The 19,377-nt window shown below is 63.4% G+C and carries 19 protein-coding genes and 1 riboswitch; of the genes, 8 read left to right on the forward strand and 11 right to left on the reverse strand.

Features of this window, described 5'->3' with window-relative positions; translation table 11 throughout:
* Positions 1-52 precede the first annotated feature (52 nt).
* From erpA to rplM, 3 genes are all read right to left on the reverse strand, one after another.
* Positions 53-433 (reverse strand): iron-sulfur cluster insertion protein ErpA, encoded by a 381-nt coding sequence (erpA, locus tag V1261_RS02785; protein ID WP_329769916.1) that lies wholly within the window; start codon positions 431-433, stop codon positions 53-55.
* A 152-nt stretch (positions 434-585) separates the two neighbouring features.
* Positions 586-978 (reverse strand): 30S ribosomal protein S9, encoded by a 393-nt coding sequence (rpsI, locus tag V1261_RS02790; protein ID WP_329769917.1) that lies wholly within the window; start codon positions 976-978, stop codon positions 586-588.
* Between the two features lie 12 nt (positions 979-990).
* Positions 991-1,419, reverse strand: a complete 429-nt coding sequence (rplM, locus tag V1261_RS02795) for a 50S ribosomal protein L13 (RefSeq protein WP_329769918.1) — start codon at positions 1,417-1,419, stop codon at positions 991-993.
* 249 nt (positions 1,420-1,668) lie between these two features.
* On the opposite strand from rplM, the gene V1261_RS02800 reads away from it, so the two are divergent.
* Together V1261_RS02800 and V1261_RS02805 are read left to right on the forward strand one after the other, a co-directional pair.
* Positions 1,669-2,550, forward strand: coding sequence for a 23S rRNA (adenine(2030)-N(6))-methyltransferase RlmJ (locus tag V1261_RS02800; RefSeq protein ID WP_329769919.1), 882 nt, complete (start codon positions 1,669-1,671; stop codon positions 2,548-2,550).
* Between the two features lie 147 nt (positions 2,551-2,697).
* Positions 2,698-4,146, forward strand: a complete 1,449-nt coding sequence (locus V1261_RS02805; protein ID WP_329769920.1) for a tryptophanase — start codon at positions 2,698-2,700, stop codon at positions 4,144-4,146.
* A 75-nt stretch (positions 4,147-4,221) separates the two neighbouring features.
* On the opposite strand, the gene V1261_RS02810 is transcribed toward V1261_RS02805, so the two are convergent.
* Positions 4,222-5,319: an anhydro-N-acetylmuramic acid kinase gene (locus V1261_RS02810; protein ID WP_329769921.1), complete on the reverse strand. Its 1,098-nt coding sequence runs from the start codon at positions 5,317-5,319 to the stop codon at positions 4,222-4,224.
* 74 nt (positions 5,320-5,393) lie between these two features.
* Positions 5,394-6,779, reverse strand: a complete 1,386-nt coding sequence (locus V1261_RS02815; protein WP_329769922.1) for a M23 family metallopeptidase — start codon at positions 6,777-6,779, stop codon at positions 5,394-5,396.
* A 359-nt stretch (positions 6,780-7,138) separates the two neighbouring features.
* Between V1261_RS02815 and tyrS the strand changes: the two genes are divergently transcribed.
* The 4 genes from tyrS (at position 7,139) to V1261_RS02835 (ending at position 11,805) form a co-directional block, all read left to right on the forward strand.
* Positions 7,139-8,389 (forward strand): tyrosine--tRNA ligase, encoded by a 1,251-nt coding sequence (tyrS, locus tag V1261_RS02820; protein ID WP_329769923.1) that lies wholly within the window; start codon positions 7,139-7,141, stop codon positions 8,387-8,389.
* A 125-nt stretch (positions 8,390-8,514) separates the two neighbouring features.
* Complete coding sequence (locus V1261_RS02825; protein ID WP_329769924.1) at positions 8,515-8,922, forward strand: hypothetical protein; 408 nt, start codon at positions 8,515-8,517, stop codon at positions 8,920-8,922.
* Positions 8,855-10,696, forward strand: coding sequence for a PhoX family protein (locus tag V1261_RS02830; protein ID WP_329769925.1), 1,842 nt, complete (start codon positions 8,855-8,857; stop codon positions 10,694-10,696). The genes V1261_RS02825 and V1261_RS02830 overlap by 68 nt, the downstream gene beginning before the upstream one ends.
* Before the next feature lie 197 nt (positions 10,697-10,893).
* A complete protein-coding gene (locus tag V1261_RS02835) occupies positions 10,894-11,805 on the forward strand; it encodes a DUF808 domain-containing protein (protein WP_329769926.1) in 912 nt (303 codons plus the stop codon).
* Positions 11,806-11,900: 95 nt separating this feature from the next.
* Here the strand turns inward: V1261_RS02835 and metF are convergent, their stop codons facing one another.
* The 4 genes from metF to ahcY are packed head-to-tail and all read right to left on the reverse strand — an operon-like array spanning position 11,901 to position 15,230.
* Complete coding sequence (metF, locus tag V1261_RS02840; RefSeq protein ID WP_329769927.1) at positions 11,901-12,731, reverse strand: methylenetetrahydrofolate reductase [NAD(P)H]; 831 nt, start codon at positions 12,729-12,731, stop codon at positions 11,901-11,903.
* A gap of 31 nt (positions 12,732-12,762) precedes the next feature.
* A complete protein-coding gene (locus tag V1261_RS02845; RefSeq protein WP_329769928.1) occupies positions 12,763-13,515 on the reverse strand; it encodes a TlyA family RNA methyltransferase in 753 nt (250 codons plus the stop codon).
* Positions 13,515-13,778 (reverse strand): helix-hairpin-helix domain-containing protein, encoded by a 264-nt coding sequence (locus tag V1261_RS02850; RefSeq protein WP_329769929.1) that lies wholly within the window; start codon positions 13,776-13,778, stop codon positions 13,515-13,517. The genes V1261_RS02845 and V1261_RS02850 overlap by 1 nt, the downstream gene beginning before the upstream one ends.
* 15 nt (positions 13,779-13,793) lie before the next feature.
* Positions 13,794-15,230, reverse strand: coding sequence for an adenosylhomocysteinase (ahcY, locus tag V1261_RS02855; protein WP_329769930.1), 1,437 nt, complete (start codon positions 15,228-15,230; stop codon positions 13,794-13,796).
* Positions 15,231-15,303: 73 nt separating this feature from the next.
* Positions 15,304-15,382, reverse strand: a riboswitch (S-adenosyl-L-homocysteine riboswitch).
* 198 nt (positions 15,383-15,580) lie between these two features.
* Between ahcY and V1261_RS02860 the strand changes: the two genes are divergently transcribed.
* Positions 15,581-15,901 carry a DUF485 domain-containing protein gene (locus tag V1261_RS02860; RefSeq protein ID WP_329769931.1) on the forward strand — a complete coding sequence of 107 codons (321 nt, stop codon included), beginning with the start codon at positions 15,581-15,583 and terminating at the stop codon, positions 15,899-15,901.
* Positions 15,901-17,580: a cation acetate symporter gene (locus V1261_RS02865; RefSeq protein WP_329769932.1), complete on the forward strand. Its 1,680-nt coding sequence runs from the start codon at positions 15,901-15,903 to the stop codon at positions 17,578-17,580. The genes V1261_RS02860 and V1261_RS02865 overlap by 1 nt, the downstream gene beginning before the upstream one ends.
* A gap of 107 nt (positions 17,581-17,687) precedes the next feature.
* Here the strand turns inward: V1261_RS02865 and ruvB are convergent, their stop codons facing one another.
* Together ruvB and ruvA are read right to left on the reverse strand one after the other, a co-directional pair.
* Complete coding sequence (gene ruvB / locus V1261_RS02870; RefSeq protein ID WP_329769933.1) at positions 17,688-18,764, reverse strand: Holliday junction branch migration DNA helicase RuvB; 1,077 nt, start codon at positions 18,762-18,764, stop codon at positions 17,688-17,690.
* Between the two features lie 33 nt (positions 18,765-18,797).
* Entirely contained in the window at positions 18,798-19,376 is a 579-nt protein-coding gene (gene ruvA, locus V1261_RS02875) for a Holliday junction branch migration protein RuvA (RefSeq protein WP_329769934.1), read from the reverse strand.
* Position 19,377: the final 1 nt, after the last annotated feature.

Consider the following 19,377-nt stretch of genomic DNA (forward strand, 5'->3'; position numbering starts at 1 on the left):
CGGCAAGGGCGGCCCGTCGCTGGAGGCCTGCGCATCGGCAGGCCGATCCAGTTTACATGCTGAAGCTGGAACCGCAGCCGCAGGTGGTTTCCGCGTTCGGGTTGCGGATCACGAACTGCGCGCCCTGCAGGTCTTCCTTGTAGTCGATCTCGGCACCGGCCAGGTACTGGAAGCTCATGGCATCGATCAGCAGGGAAACGCCATTCTTGGTCATCACGGTGTCGTCTTCGTTGGTGATTTCGTCGAAGGTGAAACCGTACTGGAAACCGGAGCAGCCGCCGCCCTGCACGAATACGCGCAGCTTGAGATCCGGGTTGCCTTCTTCGGCGATCAGGTCGGCCACCTTGGCAGCAGCGCTCTCGGTGAACAGGATCGGATCGTCGGAAGCAGGCACATCAGCCACAGGGGTGCTGACATCGGTAGCAGTGGTCATGGTGTTCTCGTCTATCTAGATAATGGGAATGCCCAATAGTACAGCAATTCACTCAACCATTGGAGGGGTGGGGGCAAACGCTGTTGCCGCCCAGGCACAAAAAAACCGCAATGGCCGAAGCCAGTGCGGTTTTCTGCCAGATCGGGCCAGTATCAGCGCTTGCTGAACTGCTTGGCACGGCGGGCGCCGCGCAGACCGATCTTCTTGCGCTCCACTTCGCGCGCGTCACGCGTCACGAAGCCAGCCTTGCTCAGCTCGGGCTTCAAGCCTGCGTCGTAGTCGATCAGGGCACGCGTGATGCCGTGACGGATCGCGCCTGCCTGGCCGGATTCACCGCCGCCGTGCACGTTGACTTGCACGTCGAAGGCTTCCAGATTTTCAGTCAGGGCCAGCGGCTGCTTGGCGATCATGATGGAGGTCTGGCGGCCGAAGAACGCTTCGATGTCCTTGCCGTTGACCGTGATCTTGCCGGAGCCTTTTTTCAGAAACACGCGGGCGACGCTGGATTTGCGACGGCCGGTGCCATTGTTCCAATCACCAATCATTGTGATGCTCCTTTAGACTTCCAGCACTTTGGGTTGTTGGGCGCTGTGCGGATGCTCAGCACCGCCATACACCTTCAGCTTCTTGATCATGGCGTAACCCAGAGGACCCTTGGGCAGCATGCCCTTGACGGCCTTCTCGAGTGCACGGCCAGGATGCTTGGCTTGCAGGTCGCGGAAGTTGGTGGCAGTGATGCCGCCCGGGAAACCGGAATGACGGTAGTACATCTTGTCCAGGCTCTTGGTACCAGTGACCTTGATCTTGGATGCGTTGATGATGACGATGTAATCGCCAGTGTCAACGTGAGGCGTGTAAATGGCCTTGTGCTTGCCGCGCAGACGGAGGGCAACTTCGCTGGCTACCCGTCCGAGCACCTTGTCGGTGGCGTCAATCACAAACCACTCATGTTGCACCTCAGCGGGTTTTGCGCTGAAAGTTTTCATGGTTGAATTTCCTTGGGAAAAGTGGTTTGGTGGCTATTTCGCTAGCCTGTCGTGCACCATGCACGACGCGGGCGTCCGGCCTATTCCACGGTCGGTGTTCTTCTGACGGAACCTCTTAGGTGGGGTACTGCTCTTGCCGCGGGCCGAAAACGCAAGCAAGCCTGTGATTATACGAAGAAAACCGTAGCCTGCGCAAATTTCCTGCTGCAGCCCCCTTTGGCGCACGAAGCCCTGTACCATTTGCACATCATGTTCAGCTACCGCCACTCCTTCCATGCCGGCAACCATGCCGATGTGCTCAAGCACCTGACACAACTGGTCATCCTGCGCTACCTCACCAGCGCCAAGGACACGCCGCTGCTGTTGACCGATACCCACGCCGGCACCGGCGTCTACCGGCTGGACAGCAACGATGCCCAGACCAGCGGCGAAGCCATCGAGGGCATCCTGCCGCTGTGGGAGCAATACGGCCCGGGCGGCAAGCAGGCCCCCGAGGCGCTGCAGGACTACCTGGAGCTGCTGGCCAGCTTCAACCCGGACGGCGGCCTGCGCAAGTACCCCGGCTCGCCCTTCATCACCGCCAGCGTGATGCGCCCGCAAGACCAGCTGCGCCTGTTCGAGCTGCATCCGACCGACGGCCGCCTGCTGTCCAAGCACATGGACGAGTTCGGCAAGAGTACGCAGATCCAGGTGATCCGCAACAACGGCTTCATGGGCCTGAAAGCACTGCTGCCGCCGGCCAGCCGCCGCGGCCTGGTGCTGATGGATCCGAGCTACGAACTCAAGACCGATTACGGCCAGGTCGCCAGCTGTATCGACGACGCCCTGCGCCGCTTTGCTACTGGCTGCTACATGATCTGGTACCCGGTGATTCCGCGTCCGGAAGCGCACGAGCTGCCGCGCAAGCTCAAGACCATGACGCAACGCGCCGGCCGCTCCTGGCTGCACGCCACGCTGTCGATCGGCCGTGACGAGGAGCAGCAGGCACACCCCGGCCTGCGCGCCAGCGGCGTGTTCGTGATCAACCCGCCCTTCGTGCTCAAGGGCCAGCTTGATGCCGCCCTGCCCGTGGTGCACCAGTGCCTAAAGCGCGGCAGCGGTGCCGGCTGGCTGGTCGAAAGCAGCGGCTGACACTCGCCACCAGGCGTGTTCCCGCGCTGGCGTGCGTCTGGCACGCTTTATGCAGGCGCATAATATCGGATTCACCTGTAGCGGATGGGCGTGACTCGGCCATCCGCTGCGCTGCTTTTCCATTCCAACATTCGGAGAATTTCCCCCATGGCCAAGGTCTCGTTTTTCAGCGGCAAGCAGATTCCGCTGGAAATGCACAAGGTGCGCATCGTCCAGAAACTCAACCTGCCGCCGGTAGAGCAGCGTCTGCAGGCCATCACCGATGCCGGCAACAACACCTTCCTGCTGCAGAACCAGGACGTGTTCATGGACATGCTGACCGACAGCGGCGTCAACGCCATGAGCGACCGCCAGCAGGCCGCCATGATGGTGGCCGATGACAGCTACGCCGGCAGCGAAACCTACACCCGCCTGGCCAGCAAGCTGCACGAGATCTTCGGCATGGACTATTTCCTGCCGGCGCACCAGGGTCGTGCCTGCGAGAACATCCTGGCGCAGACTTTCGTCAAGCCCGGCACCATCGTGCCGATGAACTACCACTTCACCACCACCAAGGCGCATATCGTGCTCAATGGCGGCACTGTCGAGGAAATCATTGCCGACAAGGGCCTGGAGGTGGTCAGCGAGGAGCCGTTCAAGGGCGACATGGACATCGCCAAGCTGCAGGGCCTGGTGCAGCAGCACGGCAGCGAAAAAATCGCCTTCGTGCGCATGGAAGCCGGCACCAACCTGATCGGCGGCCAGCCGATTTCGCTGCAGAACCTGCGCGAAATCCGTCAGGTGTGCGACCAGCACGGCCTGCTGCTGGTACTGGACGCCAGCCTGCTGGCCGACAACCTGTATTTCCTGAAGCAACGCGAGGCCAGCTGCCAGCCGCTGTCGATTCGCGCGATCACGCGCCAGCTGGCCGACCAGTGCGACATCATCTACTTCTCGGCACGCAAGCTCGGCTGCGCACGCGGTGGCGGCATCTGTATCCGCGACAAGGCGCTGTTCGAAAAGATGCGTGGCCTGGTGCCGCTGTACGAAGGCTTCCTGACCTATGGCGGCATGTCGGTGCGCGAGATGGAAGCGCTGACCGTGGGCCTGGACGAGACCATGGACGAAGACGTGATCAGCCAGGGCCCGCAGTTCATCGCCTACATGGTGGACGAGCTGCAGAAGGCTGGCGTGCCAGTGATTACCCCGGCCGGCGGCCTGGGCTGCCATATCAACGTGATGGAGTTCCTGGACCATATCCCGCAGCAGGACTACCCGGCTGGTGCCATGGCGGCGGCCCTGTACATTGCCAGCGGCGTACGCGGCATGGAGCGCGGCACCATGTCCGAGCAGCGTGATCCGGATGGCACCGAGCCGATGGCGAACATGGAGTTGCTGCGCCTGGCCATGCCGCGCCGCGTGTTCACGCTGTCGCAGGTGCAGTATGCGATTGACCGCATCGTCTGGCTGTACCAGAACCGCCAGCTGATCGGCGGCCTGCGCTTTGTCGAAGAGCCGGAAATCCTGCGCTTCTTCTACGGTCGCCTGGCACCGATCGACGACTGGCAGAACAAGCTGGTGGCCAAGTTCCGCGAAGACTTTGGCGACAGCCTGTAATTGCGACCACGGGGGCATCGCCCCTGAGACGACAAAGGCACCCTCGGGTGCCTTTTTGCTGTCTGACGCTGGGGCTCAGGCCGGGTAGATACAGCCCAGCACGCGCGGCCCGGCAGCGCCAGTCACCGCCGACAGGTCGATCGGCTGGCGCAGCCAGCTGTTCCAGGCCAGCCAGGCAAAGGCCATCGCCTCGACCGCCTGCGGGTCCATGCCGTGGTCGGCCGTGGAACAGACCTCGACGCCGGGCAGACCGCTGCGCAGATGCTGCAGGATGGTGGCATTGCGCACGCCCCCGCCGCAGACCAGCAGGCGCTGCGTTCCCACACCGTGCTGCTGCACGGCCTGGACAGCGGCCTGGCCCGTGTAGGCGGTCAGCGTGGCCTGCACATCGACCGGGGCGGCATCGGCATGGCCCTGCAGCTGTTGCGCCAGCCAGTCCGGGTTGAACAGGTCACGGCCGGTGCTCTTGGGCGGCGGCTGCTGCAGATACGGCTCAGCCAGCAGGCGCTGCAACAGCGATGGCAGCAGCTGACCCTGGGCCGCCCACTGGCCACCGGCATCGTAGGGCTGGCCGGTATGGCGCAGGCACCACCAGTCCAGCAGCGCATTGGCCGGGCCACAGTCAAAGCCCAGCGGTGCCTGACCGGGGCGCAAAAAGCTCAGGTTGGCGATACCCCCCAGGTTCAGCACTGCCAGCGCCTGGCCGACACCCCAGACCGCCTGGTGGAAGGCCGGCACCAGTGGCGCGCCCTGCCCGCCTGCCGCCACGTCGCGGCTGCGAAAGTCACAGGCCACGGCAATGCCGGTCAGTTCGGCCAGCAAGGCGCCATTGACCAGTTGCAGCGAGTAGCCGGTGCCATCGAACAGTCCGGGACGGTGGCGCACGGTCTGGCCATGCGCGCCCTGCACTGCCACCTGTTGCGGCGACACGCCGGCCTCGCGGCACAACTGCAGGCTGCAATCGGCATACAGCCGCATCAGTCCGTTGGCGGCCAGGGCGGCTCGGTGCAGTTCGTTGTCGGTGGGGCTGTTGAGCGCCCAGAGCTGCTCGCGCAGGGCTTCGGGCATGGGCAGGCTGACCAGCGCGCGCTGACGCAGCTGCGGGGAGCCATCAGCGGCCACGCTGCATTCGGCCAGCACGCCATCAACCCCGTCCATGGAGGTGCCGGACATCAGGCCAATGCACAACAGCCCGCCCGCCGCAGGAGCGGCAGCAGCGGGCTGCGGAATCACCGGATCAGGCGTGATCACTCGGCGCTGGCGAGCTGGATGGCTTCGGCCATCTCCCAGTGGCGCTGGGCCTGGACCACTACCTGGCGGAAGGCATCACGCTCGGAAGCGGCAATGCTGGTGCTGCGCTGTTCAGCCATCACCACCAGCGGGTCTTCGGCCACGCCGTTGTTGCGCGTCTCGAAGTGCAGGTGCGGGCCGGTGGACCAGCCGGTACTGCCGATCTTGCCGACCTGTTCGCCCTTGGCCACCTTCTCGCCGACCTTGACGCCGATGCTGCTCAGGTGCGCAAAGAAGGTAGTCTGCTTGCCACCGTGCTGGATCTCGATGGAGTTGCCGTAGCCGTTCTGCCAGCCGGCAAACGTGACCACGCCATCGGCGATCGTCTGCACCGGGGTGCCAGTGGGTGCGGCATAGTCGACACCGGTATGGGCACGCGCCACGCCAAACACCGGGTGGATGCGGTAGGAGGTGAACTCGCTGGTGATCACGGCACCGGGAGCCGGCGTCGGCAGCAGCGCCGGCGTCAGGCCCTCGCCTGCCGGCGTGTAGTAGTCGCCCTTGGCCGACTTGCGCGACGGCTGGTACCAGATCGCTTCATGGCTCTTGCCCTGCACCTGCACCGAGGCGCTCAGCACGCGGCCGGCACCCAGGATCTGGCCATCGAGCAGGTAGCGCTCATAGGCCACCTGCAGGCTGTCGCCCTTGCGGATATCGCCCTTGACGTCAGCCACCGGTTCGAAGATGTCCAGCATCTGGTTGGCCACGGTTTCGGGGATGCCGGCCTGGGTGGTGGCGCGGAAGAAGGAATCACGCACCTCGACCTGGGCCAGGGCCACCGTCATCTCGGCAGAGCCAGTCTTGACCTGATGCACAAAGCCCTTGTCGGTGCGCGTCAGCACCAGCTGGCGGTAGCGACCGGGACGCTCGGCATCGAGCCAGCTCACGGTGAGCTGCTTCAGGCGGTGATCGGGGTAGACCTCGGCCTTGACCAGGCGGTCCTGCGGGCCGAGCAGTTCGGTACGGACCGTGTCCATCTCGCGCACATAGCTTTCGGCAGCGCCGTCCTGCACGGCCAGGCGCTTGAGCAGCGCAGCCGCGGTATCGGTGCTGCGCGTTTCCGTGCTGCGATAGAGCGTGAAATCATGGGCGCGCAGGGCAGCGGCCTGCTGCTCGTAGCTGGTGACGGGTTGGACCACTTCCAGCACCTGGCGCACAACGATCTGGTCGTCAGACGGCTGGGCCACGGCAAAGGCACCGCTGGCACCCAGTGCCAGGGAGACGACTACGCCGGCTGCACCGAAACCGGGATGGGCACGCAGCCAGGTGCGCGCTTCCTGCGCGGCCTGGCGCAGGGTGCCCTGCTGTTCCTGAGATGCTACGTCTTGTTCTTGAGTATTCATCAAGCAACCTGTTCTTCCGGAAGGACATGCACACGACTTGCGTGTACGGCCTCACATGACAAGCGGCCCTGTTGCCGGACCGCTGCCTGTGCTGCACGGCGAGCATCTGCCGGTGATTCCGGTTGATGCCCTGCCCCTGGACTGTGCCAAGAGGCGTTGCCGCTGCCTGCCACTGGCGCCCATGGATAAAATGGTAACCAGTCTTGCCAAACGACCGTCCTGGCCCACACAGTTGTAGGATCAGGACGACATGATTGTCGGAGTATGACAGCATTTGCCTGTCACAACCCTGAATTTGCTGCAAGAGCACATAACAGATCGGGGCCTAGTTTCCGCCCCGGACACCGCGGATATTTTGTATGAACGAGAACAATTCCACAGAAAACAAGCAGTTGGAGCCAAGTGATCAGGTAAAACATGCCATGCAGGTGACGTTGCGGGGATGCGACGAACTGATTCCGCAGGAAGACTGGCTGAAAAAACTGGTCCGTTCCGAACAGACCGGCACGCCGCTGCGCATCAAGCTCGGCCTGGATCCGACCGCGCCTGACATCCACCTGGGCCACACCGTGGTGCTGAACAAGCTGCGCCAGCTGCAGGATCTGGGCCACACGGTGATCTTCCTGATTGGTGATTTCACCAGCCTGATCGGCGATCCGTCCGGCCGCAACAGCACGCGCCCGCCACTGACCGCCGAGCAGATCAAGCTCAACGCCGAAACCTATTACCAGCAGGCCGGCAAGATCCTGGATCCGGAGCGTACCGAGATCCGCTACAACAGCGAGTGGAACGACCAGCTGGGCGCGCGCGGCATGATCCAGCTCGCCGCCCGCTACACGGTAGCGCGCATGATGGAACGCAACGACTTCCATGACCGCTTCCACGCCGGCAACTCGATCAGCGTGCACGAGTTCCTCTACCCGCTGATGCAGGGCTACGATTCGGTGGCACTGAAGTCCGACATGGAGCTGGGCGGTACCGACCAGAAGTTCAACCTGCTGATGGGCCGCCATCTGCAGCAGGAGTACGGCCAGGAGCCGCAGTGCATCCTGACCATGCCGCTGCTGGAAGGTCTGGACGGCGTCGAGAAGATGTCCAAGTCCAAGGGCAACTACATTGGCGTGACCGAAGACGCCAACGCCATGTTTGCCAAGACGCTGTCCATCAGCGATACCCTGATGTGGCGCTGGTACACCCTGCTGTCCTTCCGTGGCGAAGCCGAGATTGCCGCGCTCAAGGCCGAGATCGAGGCTGGCCGCAACCCTAAGGACGCCAAGGTCGCGCTGGCCAAGGAAATCACCGCGCGCTTCCACAGCGCAGCCGCGGCCGATGCGGCCGAACAGGACTTCATCAACCGCAGCAAGGGCGGCATTCCGGACCAGATCGACGAGCGCAGCCTGCCGCTGGCCGATGGCGCGCCGGTCGGTATCGGCGCCCTGCTCAAGCAAGCCGGCCTGACCGCTTCCAGCGGCGAGGCCAACCGCCTGATCGATGGCGGCGGCGTGCGCGTGGACGGCAACGTCATCAGCGACAAGGGCCTGAAACTGGGCGCTGGCACCTATGTGCTGCAGGTAGGCAAGCGCAAGTTCCTGCGCGCCACGCTGGCCTGACGAGGCCCAGGGTGACGCGGAAAACACCGTGTCACCCAAACTTCAACAAGAGGTAACCGATCCGTCATCTTGTAATTGCATGATTGCGCCGTCCGCATTCATTCTTTCCTTACCCTGGAGCATTCATGCAATCCGACAAGATCATTTCCGTCGAGTACGACGATAACGAAATCGTCAACCACAGCAACAACGCCCATTTCGGCGACGTCCTGGCTGCCAACATGAACCGCCGCAGCGTGCTGCGCGGCAGCGTGGCCACTTCTGCCGGCGTGCTGCTGGGCACCGTCGGCCTGACGGCTTGCGGTGGCGATGACAACAATACTCCGGCTGCTCCGACTACCCCGGCTACCCCCAATGAACTGAAGCTGAGCTTTGACTCCGTGGCCCACACCAACGCCGACCTGGTGACGGTTGCCGACGGCTACGAAGTCAGCATCCTGCACGCACTGGGCGACCCGATGCACTTTGGCGACACCTCCTGGGGGCGACAAGGGCCTGGAAACTTCCGAGTCCTACCAGCGTCGTATCGGTGACGGCCATGACGGCATGTACTATTTCGGCATGACGGATGGCAAGTTCGACGACCAGCAATCCGCCCACGGTCTGCTGTGCGTGAACCACGAATACGTGGTGGCCCCCTACGGCCTGCACGCCAATGGCCGCACCGTGACCGATGGCGTTCGCCCGGCTGACGAAGTGATCAAGGAAATCTACGCCCACGGCGCCAGCGTTTCCGAAGTCAAGCGCAATGGCGGCAACGCCATGGAAATGGTACGCGGTTCCAAGTACAACCGTCGCATCCACTCCGAGACCCCGATGGTGTTTGGTGGCCCGGCTGCCGGCAACACCAAGATGGTCAACAAGCTGTCTAGCGATGGCAAGAAAGCCTTCGGCATGAACAACAACTGCGCCTGCGGCTACACGCCCTGGGGCACCTACCTGACCTGCGAAGAGAACTTCCTGAACGTGATCGGCCGCGCCGCCGAAGACGATGCCAAGCGTACCGAGTCTGAAGTGGTGGCACTGAAGCGCTACGGCCTGCCCGAAGGTCGCAAGAACCCCTACGGCTGGGACAGCGCCGAAGGCGAGCGCTTCCAGCGCTGGAACAGCCGCGTGACGGCTGCTGCCGCCAAGGACGACTACCGCAACATCTTCAACACCTTTGGCTGGGTGGTCGAAATCGATCCGTTCCGTCCGGACAGCACGCCGGTCAAGCGTACCTACCTGGGCCGTTTCAACCACGAAGGCGCATGGCCCGCTCCGGCCAAGGCTGGCGAGCCGATCGTGATCTACTCTGGTGACGATGCCCGCAACGAATACGTGTACAAGTTCGTGTCCGACGCCAAGTGGGATCCGGCTGACGTGAACGGCGGCGCAGCCGCTGGCGACAAGTACCTGGACAAGGGCAAGCTGTACGTGGCCAAGTTCAATGACGATGGCACCGGTGAGTGGCTGGAACTGACCCACGGCAAGAACGGTCTGGACGCCAGCAACAAGACCTACCCCTTCGCCGACCAGGGCGACGTGGTGATGCACTGCCGTCTGGCTGCCGACTTCATGGGCGCCACCAAGATGGACCGTCCCGAGTGGGGTGGCGTGAACCCGGCAAACAACGAGGTTTACATGGCCATGACCAACAACTCGCAGCGTGACGGCGTGAAGATCCCGCTGAACGCCGCCAACCCGCGTCCGATCAACCAGAACGGTCAGATCGTGCGCTGGAAGGAAGAAGGCAGCCAGGCTGGTACCAAGTTCCAGTGGGACATCTATGTGTTCGGCTCTGCGACCGAACTGCCGGATGGTCACAAGAACAAGAGCGAGAACCTGTCCGGCCTGACCGCCGCCAACGACTTCTCCAGCCCGGACGGCCTGTACTTCGACGAGCGCAAGGACGGCGGTGCCGGCCTGCTGTGGATCCAGACCGACGACGGCGCCTACACCGACGTGACCAACTGCATGATGCTGGCGGCCATCCCGGGTGAAGTGGGTGACGGTGGCAAGGTGACGACCAAGGAAGGCCAGGAAACCATCATGGGTGCCAAGCCGACCGAAGACAACATCCGCCGCTTCCTGGTGGGCCCGTTCGACTGCGAAATCACCGGTGTGGTGGTCACGCCGGACGGCAAGACGCTGTTCTTCAACGTGCAGCACCCGGGTGAGGACAAGGGCGACTTCGCGACCAACACCTTCACCAGCCACTGGCCGGGCAACCAGCCGGGCATCACCAGCCACCACAAGGGCCACAAGCGCCCGCGTTCCGCAACCGTGGTGGTGACGCGCAAGGACGGCGGCGTGATCGCCCTGTAATCCTGCGTACCTGAAGCTTCAGGTCTGGTAACGCCTGTGTCCCTGCGACACAGGCGTTTTTTCGTGTCCGTGACATCCTGCCGCACATCACGATTTCCGAAGCCGGCAAACACACTATCGGCGCTGGCTGACATGCGCAGCGGCCGCAATCTCCCTACAATTTCGCCAGCAACAAGAATTTTCCAGAAAGGTGCCCCATGGCCTCCAGCCTCCTGATCCTGATCGACGATATCGCCGCCCTGCTCGATGACGTGTCCGCCATGACCAAGGTCGCGGTCAAGAAGACCTCGGGCGTGCTCGGCGACGACCTGGCGCTGAATGCGCAGCAAGTCACCGGCGTCAAGGCCGACCGCGAGCTGCCGGTGGTCTGGGCGGTGGCCAAGGGTTCTTTCGTCAACAAGACGATCCTGGTGCCGCTGGCGCTGCTGATCAGCGCCTTTGCGCCCTGGCTGATCACGCCGCTGATGATGCTGGGTGGCCTGTTCCTCTGCTACGAAGGCGTGGAAAAGCTGGCACACAAGTTCCTGCACGGCAAGGAAGAAGCCGATGCGCATCACGCGGAGGTGGTGGCGCAGAATCAGGCCGTCGACGTGGTGGCAGCCGATCAGGAGAAGATCAAGGGCGCGATCCGCACCGACTTCATCCTGTCAGCCGAAATCATCGTGCTGACGCTGGGCTCGGTGGCAGGCGCCGCCATGAGCACGCAGATCCTGGTGGTGGTCGCCATGGCGATCCTGATGACGATTGGCGTGTATGGCCTGGTAGCCGGCATCGTCAAGCTGGATGATGCCGGCCTGTACCTGAGCCAGAAATCCGGAGCCTTCAGCCAGTGGCTGGGCAACGTGCTGCTCAAGGGCACGCCGTGGCTGATGCGCGGCCTGTCCTTCTTTGGCACGCTGGCGATGTTCCTGGTGGGTGGCGGCATCCTGGCGCACGGCATTGGCCCGCTGGTGAGCTGGCTGCATGAAGTCACGCTGGACTGGGGCGGCATGGTCGGCTCCATCACCGGCATGGTCACCAACCTGGTGGTCGGCATCATCGCCGGTGCCATCGTGCTGGCGGTGGTCACGCTGATCCAGAAGATGCGCGGCAAGCAGCCGGCGCACTGAGTCTGATCCGGCGCTGACCGCCCTCTCCCCATAAACAGACAGGCCGATCCCGTAACGGGATCGGCCTGTCTTCATGGTCGCTCAACCGCGGTGGCTCAGACGCCGACCGCCTTGCACAATTCCGTCACCGGCCCGCTCTGGTTCATGGTGTAGAAGTGCAGCGCCGGGGCTCCGCCCTGCAGCAGCTGGTCGCACAGCTCAGCCACGACTTCATGACCAAAGGCCTTGATGCTGGCGGTATCGTCGCCAAAGCTCTGCAGGCGCAGGCGGATCCAGCGCGGCACTTCGGCGCCGCAGGCATCGGAGAAGCGGATCAGCTGGCTGCTGTTGGTGATCGGCATGATGCCAGGCACGATGGGTGCGCTCACGCCCAGCGTGGCAGCCTCGTCCACCAGACGGAAGTAGGCATCGGCGTTGAAGAAGTATTGGGTGATCACACCATTGGCACCGGCATCGACCTTGCTCTTGAGTGCACGCAGGTCCGCCTCCGGGCTACGCGCCTGCGGGTGGATCTCCGGGTAGCCGGCGACTTCGATATGGAAGTAGTCACCGGTCTCGACGCGGATAAAGCTGACCAGGTCGCTGGCATGATGGAACTCGCCGCCCAGGCCGTGGCCGCTGGGCAGGTCACCGCGCAGCGCCACCAGGCGCTTCACGCCCATCTGGCGCAGCGTTTCCAGCTCTTCGCGCACGCTGTCACGCGTGGCGCCGACGCAGGAGAAATGACAGGCGGCTTCCATGCCTTCCTGCAGGATCTCCTGCACCGTATCGAAGGTGCCCTTCTGTGTCGAGCCGCCGGCACCATAGGTCACCGAGCAGAACTCGGGCTTCAGCGTGTAGAGCTGCTGGCGTGCCACGCGCAGCTTTTCGGCACCTTCGGGCGTCTTGGGCGGGAAGAATTCAAAACTGATGGATGGCGCAGTCATGGCGTCATTCCTTTCAACAAAAGATTCGGGTTCAGGCCTTGCGGCCATGGACAAAAAATTCGCGGTTGCCGTCGCCACCGGCGATTGGGCTATCCAGCCAGTGCAGCAGTTCCACGTTCAGCGCGCTGCAACAATCACGCATGCGCTGCTCCACCTCGGCATACAGGCGCGCATCGCGCACGATGCCGCCCTTGCCGATCTGGGCTGGCTGCAGCTCGAACTGCGGCTTGACCAGCATCAGCAACTGGCCGCCAGGCTTGAGCTGCGGCAGCACGGCCGGCCACACCAGCGTCTGCGAGATAAAGGACAAGTCCCCTACCAGCAAGTCAAAACCATCGTGCTCACCCAGTGCCGCTGCCACGGCAGCGGCATCGCGCGCGTTGAGCTTCTCATGCGCAGTGACGCGGGCATCGGCACGCAGCCGCGGGTGCAGCTGCGCCTGGCCGACATCGATACCGATGACGCTGGCAGCGCCGTGCTGCAGCAGGCAATCGGTAAAGCCGCCCGTGGACTGGCCAACATCGAGACAGCGCAGACCGGTGACATCCAGCCCCACGGCCTGCAAGGCACCTTCCAGCTTGAGGCCGCCGCGCGAGACATAACGCGCCTCGGCCGCGTCCTGCAGCTGCAGTTCGGCGTAGTCAGGCAACTCTTCGCCGTTCTTGCGCACCGCCTGCCAGGCTGCGCCCGGCAAGCGCCATTGCACGCCGGCGGCAATCAGGCGCTGGGCCTGGCTGCGGCTGGCGGCATGGCCGCGCTCGACGAGCAGCTGGTCGGCACGCATCAGGCTTGGCCTTCCTCGTGCAGGTGGTTCGCCAGCCCGATGGCGGCGCTGATGGCGCGGATCGCATGCGGGTTGTTCTTCCAGCAGGAGGAACGCATCATGGCGGCAATCTCGGCCACGATCTCGACCGGATCGGCATCAACCAGCGCGGCCAGTGGCGCGTGGCCAGTGTCTTCCAGCCGCTGGATCACGGCCGGACCGACCCCTTTCAGGGCCAGCAGCTGTTCACGTTCGGCAGCAGAAAACACGGCAACGGGCGACACGGCATGCTCCGGCGATCAGTAGCGGTAGCTGTCGGCCTTGTACGGGCCTTCCTTGGCGACGCCAATGTAGGCGGCCTGGGCATCAGTGAGCTCGGTCAGGTCGGCATTCAGCTTCTTCAGCTGCAGGCGCGCGACCTTCTCGTCCAGGTGCTTGGGCAGCACGTAGACCTTGCCGTTCTCGTAACGGTCAGGGTGGCAGTACAGCTCCATCTGCGCGATGGTCTGGTTGGCAAAGGAGGACGACATCACGTAGCTCGGGTGGCCGGTGGCGCAGCCCAGGTTCACCAGACGACCCTTGGCCAGCAGGATGATGCGCTTGCCATCCGGGAAGATCACGTGGTCGACCTGCGGCTTGATTTCTTCCCACTGGCAGTTCTTTTCCAGCTCGGCAACCTGGATCTCGTTGTCGAAGTGGCCGATATTGCAGACGATGGACTGGTCCTTCATGGCTGCCATGTGCTCGTAGCGGATCACGTCGCGGTTGCCAGTGGTGGTGACGAAGATGTCGGCCTTGTCGGCGGCATATTCCATGGTCACCACACGGTAGCCTTCCATCGCCGCCTGCAGTGCGCAGATCGGATCGATTTCGGTCACCCACACCTGAGCGCTCAGGGCACGCAGCGCCTGGGCACTGCCCTTGCCCACGTCACCGTAGCCGCAAACCACGGCGACCTTGCCGGCAATCATCACGTCGGTGGCACGCTTGATGCCGTCCACCAGCGATTCACGGCAGCCGTACAGGTTGTCGAACTTGCTCTTGGTGACGGAATCGTTCACGTTGATGGCGCGGAACTTCAGCGTGCCCTTGGCGGACATCTCGTTCAGGCGGTGCACGCCGGTAGTGGTTTCCTCGGTCACGCCCTGGATCTCGGCGCTCTTGCGGCTGTACCAGTTCGGGTCTTCTGCCAGCTTGGCCTTGATCGCGGCAAACAGGATGGTTTCTTCCTCGCTGCCCGGGTTGGCCAGCACAGACTGGTCTTTTTCGGCCTGCATGCCCAGGTGCATCAGGATGGTGGCATCACCGCCATCGTCCAGGATCATGTTCGGGCCTTCGCCAGCGGTATTGGCGGCACCAAAGTCGAAGATGCGGTGGGTGTAGTCCCAGTAGTCCTGCAGCGTCTCGCCCTTGATGGCAAACACCGGCGTGCCACCGGCGGCAATCGCGGCGGCCGCATGGTCCTGCGTGGAGAAAATGTTGCAGGAAGCCCAGCGCACCTCGGCACCCAGCGCCTGCAGCGTCTCGATCAGCACGGCGGTCTGGATCGTCATGTGCAGGCTGCCGGCAATGCGGGCGCCCTTGAGCGGCTGGCTGGCCGCGTATTCGTCACGGATCGCCATCAGGCCGGGCATTTCGGTCTCGGCAATGCGGATTTCCTTGCGGCCCCATTCGGCCAGGGAGATGTCGGCGATGGCGCAATCGGCCAGGGCCACGGCGGGTTGTTGTGCGTTCATGTGGTTCGCTCCAAAAGCAAGTTCGGAAAAAACCAGTGACGGGAGGACATAAAAAAGCTCACCGCACCGGATCAGGGGGTGAGCGTCGTTGCAAGATGGTGCCCAAGCCTCACGCCATGCTGTTTGATGGCGCTGCAACGCTCCTTGGGATGTGCCAATTATAGGCGATTCGCCACCATAACGCTATTTGCATTCTCTTACAAGTGCTTCTGATCAGGGTATTCCCTTGAATGTCTCACGACCCCCACAAGCAGGCAAATTTCTTTGCTGCAGTGCACAGTTAGCGCATATTTGAAGCCTATACTCCCGGCCAGCAACGACGCGATTTATATGTAACCAAGGAGAACCTGATGAGCAGTGAACTCTACCAACGGATGCGCTCGCATCCCAAATTCCAGGAGCTGGTGCAGAAACGCAGCCGCTTCGCCTGGACGCTGGCCGCCATCGTGCTGGTGCTGTTTTACGGTTTCGTGCTGCTGGTGGCATTCCGCCCCGAGGCACTGGGCCAGCCGCTCGCCGAAGGCTCACGCTACACCGTGGGCGTGGTCATCGAGCTGTGCATGTTCATCCTGTTCTGGGTGCTGACGGCGCTGTATGTGCGCCGTGCCAACACCGAATTCGATGCCCTGAACCAGGAAATCATCCGCGACGCCCAGAAAGGAATCAAATAATGCTGCGCCAGCTCTCCGCACGCCTGAGCGTGCTCGCCCTGACGGCCGCCCCTGCCCTGGCGCTGGCCAACAAGCCCGGCCTGACCGGTGAAATCCAGAAACAGCCGACCAACTGGCATGCCATCTTCATGTTCATGCTGTTCGTGGCGATGACCATGTGCATCACCTGGTGGGCATCGCGTCGCAACAAGTCGGCTGCCGATTTCTATACCGCCGGTGGCGGCATTACCGGTTTCCAGAACGGCATGGCGATTGCCGGCGACTACATGTCGGCCGCCACGCTGCTGGGCCTGACCGCCATGCTGTACACCTCCGGCTACGATGGCTACATCTACATGATGGCCTTCTTTGCCGGCTGGCCGATCATCCTGTTCCTGATGGCCGAGCGCCTGCGCAACCTGGGCCGCTTCACCTTCTCGGACATCACCGCCTATCGCCTCGACCAGGGCAAGATCCGCACCATGGCAGCCGTGTCTTCGCTGACCGTGGTCTGCTTCTACCTGATCGCGCAGATGGTCGGTGCCGGCCAGCTGATCAAGCTGCTGTTCGGCCTGGACTACAACATCGCCATCTTTGCCGTCGGCATCCTGATGATGGTGTACGTGACCTTTGGCGGCATGACCGCCACCACCTGGGTGCAGATCATCAAGGCCGGCATGCTGCTGTTCGGCGGCACGCTGGTGATGCTGCTGGCCTTCAGCCAGTTCGGCTTCTCCTATACCGATCTGGTCTCCAGCGCCATGAACGTGCACAAGCTGGGTGACAAGCTGATGTACCCGGGCAGCCTGCTGGCCGATCCGGTCACCGCGATCTCGCTGGGCCTGGGCCTGATGTTCGGTACCGCCGGCCTGCCGCACATCCTGATGCGCTTCTTCACCGTGACCGACGCCAAGGAAGCACGCAAGTCGGTGCTGTACGCCTCCGGCATCGTGGCCTACTTCTTCAACGTGATCTTCATCATGGGCCTGTGCTCCATCATCATCGTCGGTCAGAACCCGTCCTTCTTCGAAGGCGGTGACATCTCCGGCAAGCTGATCGGCGGTGGCAACATGGTCGCCATGCACCTGGCCAAGGCCGTGGGCGGCAACATGCTGCTGGGCTTCATGGCGGCCGTAGCCTTCGCCACCATCCTGGCCGTGGTGGCCGGTCTGGCACTGGCTGGTGCTTCCGCCATCTCGCACGACCTGTACGCCCGCGTGATCATGAAGGGCAAGGCTTCCGAAGCGTCCGAGCTGCGCGTGTCCAAGTTCGCCACTGTCGGCCTGGGCTTCCTGGCCATCATCCTGGGCATCCTGTTCGAGAAGCAGAACGTTGCCTTCATGGTGGGTCTGGCCTTCGGCGTGGCAGCGGCTGCCAACTTCCCGGTGCTGATCCTGTCCATGTACTGGAAGGGCCTGACCACGCGCGGCGCGCTGTGGGGCGGCTACGGCGGCCTGGTGTCTGCGGTGCTGTTCGTGGTGCTGTCCAAGTCGGTCTGGGTGGACGTGCTGGGCAACGCCAGCCCGCTGTTCCCGTACACGCAGCCGGCCCTGTTCGCCATGCCGGTGGCCTTCCTGCTGGCCTACATCTTCTCCAAGACGGACAGCAGCGTCCGTGCCAAGGACGAAATCGCGGCCTTCGAAGACCAGTACGTGCGTGCACAGACCGGTTTCGGTGCCGCGACGGCCTCCAACCACTGATCGTCACGCCTGCCCTGCGGCTCCGGCCGCAGCGGCACAAGTGAACAACAAGGCCCCTGCATGGCAACATGCAGGGGCCTTCTGCTTGCGGGATCAGTCATGCAGATTCAGCCAGCGTCGTCAAACAGGCCCTGCTTGCCCTGCGATGGCGTCACGCCCAGATGGCGGTAGGCCGCCATGGTGGCGATGCGGCCGCGCGGCGTGCGCTGCAGAAAGCCCTGCTGGATCAGGTAGGGCTCGATCACGTCCTCGATGGTGTCGCTTTCCTCGCCGATGCTGGCGGCGATATTGTCCAGCCCGACCGGGCCGCCATCAAAGCGGTGCACCACCGCCTCCAGCAGCTTGCGGTCCATCAGGTCAAAGCCCTGCGGATCGACATCGAGCATGGACAGCGCGCCCTGCGCCATCGCCAGCGTGATGCGGCCATCGCCCTTGACATCGGCATAGTCGCGCACGCGGCGCAGCAGGCGGTTGGCAATGCGCGGCGTACCCCGGCTGCGGCGCGCAATCTCGAAGGCGCCGTCTGCGTCGATCGGCGCGCCGAGCAGGCCGGCACTGCGGCGCACGATGCGCGTCAGTTCTTCCGCGGTGTAGAACTCCAGCCGCGAGACGATGCCGAAGCGGTCACGCAGCGGGTTGGTCAGCATGCCGGCGCGTGTGGTGGCACCCACCAGCGTGAACGGTTGCAGGTCGAGCTTGATCGATCGCGCCGCCGGGCCTTCGCCGATCATGATGTCGATCTGGTAGTCCTCCAGCGCCGGGTAGAGGATTTCCTCGACCACCGGCGTCAGGCGGTGAATCTCGTCGATGAACAGCACATCATTGGGTTCCAGATTGGTCAGCAGCGCCGCCAGATCCTTGGGCTTTTCCAGCACCGGGCCGCTGGTCTGGTGCATGCCTACGCCCAGCTCGTGCGCGATGATGTGCGACAGCGTGGTCTTGCCAAGGCCGGGCGGGCCAAACAGCAGCACGTGATCCAGCGCCTCGCCACGCTTGCGCGCCGCGCCGATGAAGATTTCCAGCTGCTCGCGCGCCTTCTCCTGGCCAACGTACTCGTCCAGCAGCTTGGGACGCAGGGCACGCTCCTGCACCTCCTCGCCCGGCGTGGCGGGAGCAGCCGACACCATGCTGCGCGCCGGCTGTGGTGCGGGGTTGGAACTCAGGTTGTCAGTCAGTATCGCCATGGCTGCATTATCCGGTCAGACTGCATCGCCTGCTCAGGCCAGCGCCTTGAGCGCCAGCTTGATGCCGTCGCTCACGCCGACGTCAGCCGGCAGCTTCTTGACCGCCGCCGTGGCCTCACGCTCGCTATAGCCCAGCGCGATCAGCGCCTGCAGGATGTCACTCTGCTGTTCGTTCTGCGCCACGGCGGCACCGGGCACCAGCGGCAGGTCGGCGCCGATCTTGCCCTTGAGCTCCAGCAGCAGGCGCTCGGCGGTCTTCTTGCCGATGCCCGGAACCTTGATCAGGCGCGCACTTTCCTGCTGCGATACCGCCTGCGCCAGATCCGCCACATTCATGCCGGACAGGATCGACAGCGCGGTACGTGCTCCGACTCCGGTAATGCGCAGCAGCTGGCGAAACGTGCTGCGCTCCTCGGCGGTAGCAAAACCGTAAAGCAGCTGGGCATCTTCGCGCACGACGAAGTGCGTCAGCAGCGTCACCGGCTGGCCGACCGCCGGCAGGTGGTAGAAGGTGCTCATCGGCACATCCACCTCGTAGCCGACACCGTGGCAATCCACCAGCACCTGCGGGGGTGTTTTTTCCAGAAGCGTGCCGCTCAGCCTGCCTATCATG

The organism is Brachymonas sp. J145 (genome assembly GCF_036312245.1).
Taxonomy (GTDB): domain Bacteria; phylum Pseudomonadota; class Gammaproteobacteria; order Burkholderiales; family Burkholderiaceae_C; genus Brachymonas; species Brachymonas wangyanguii.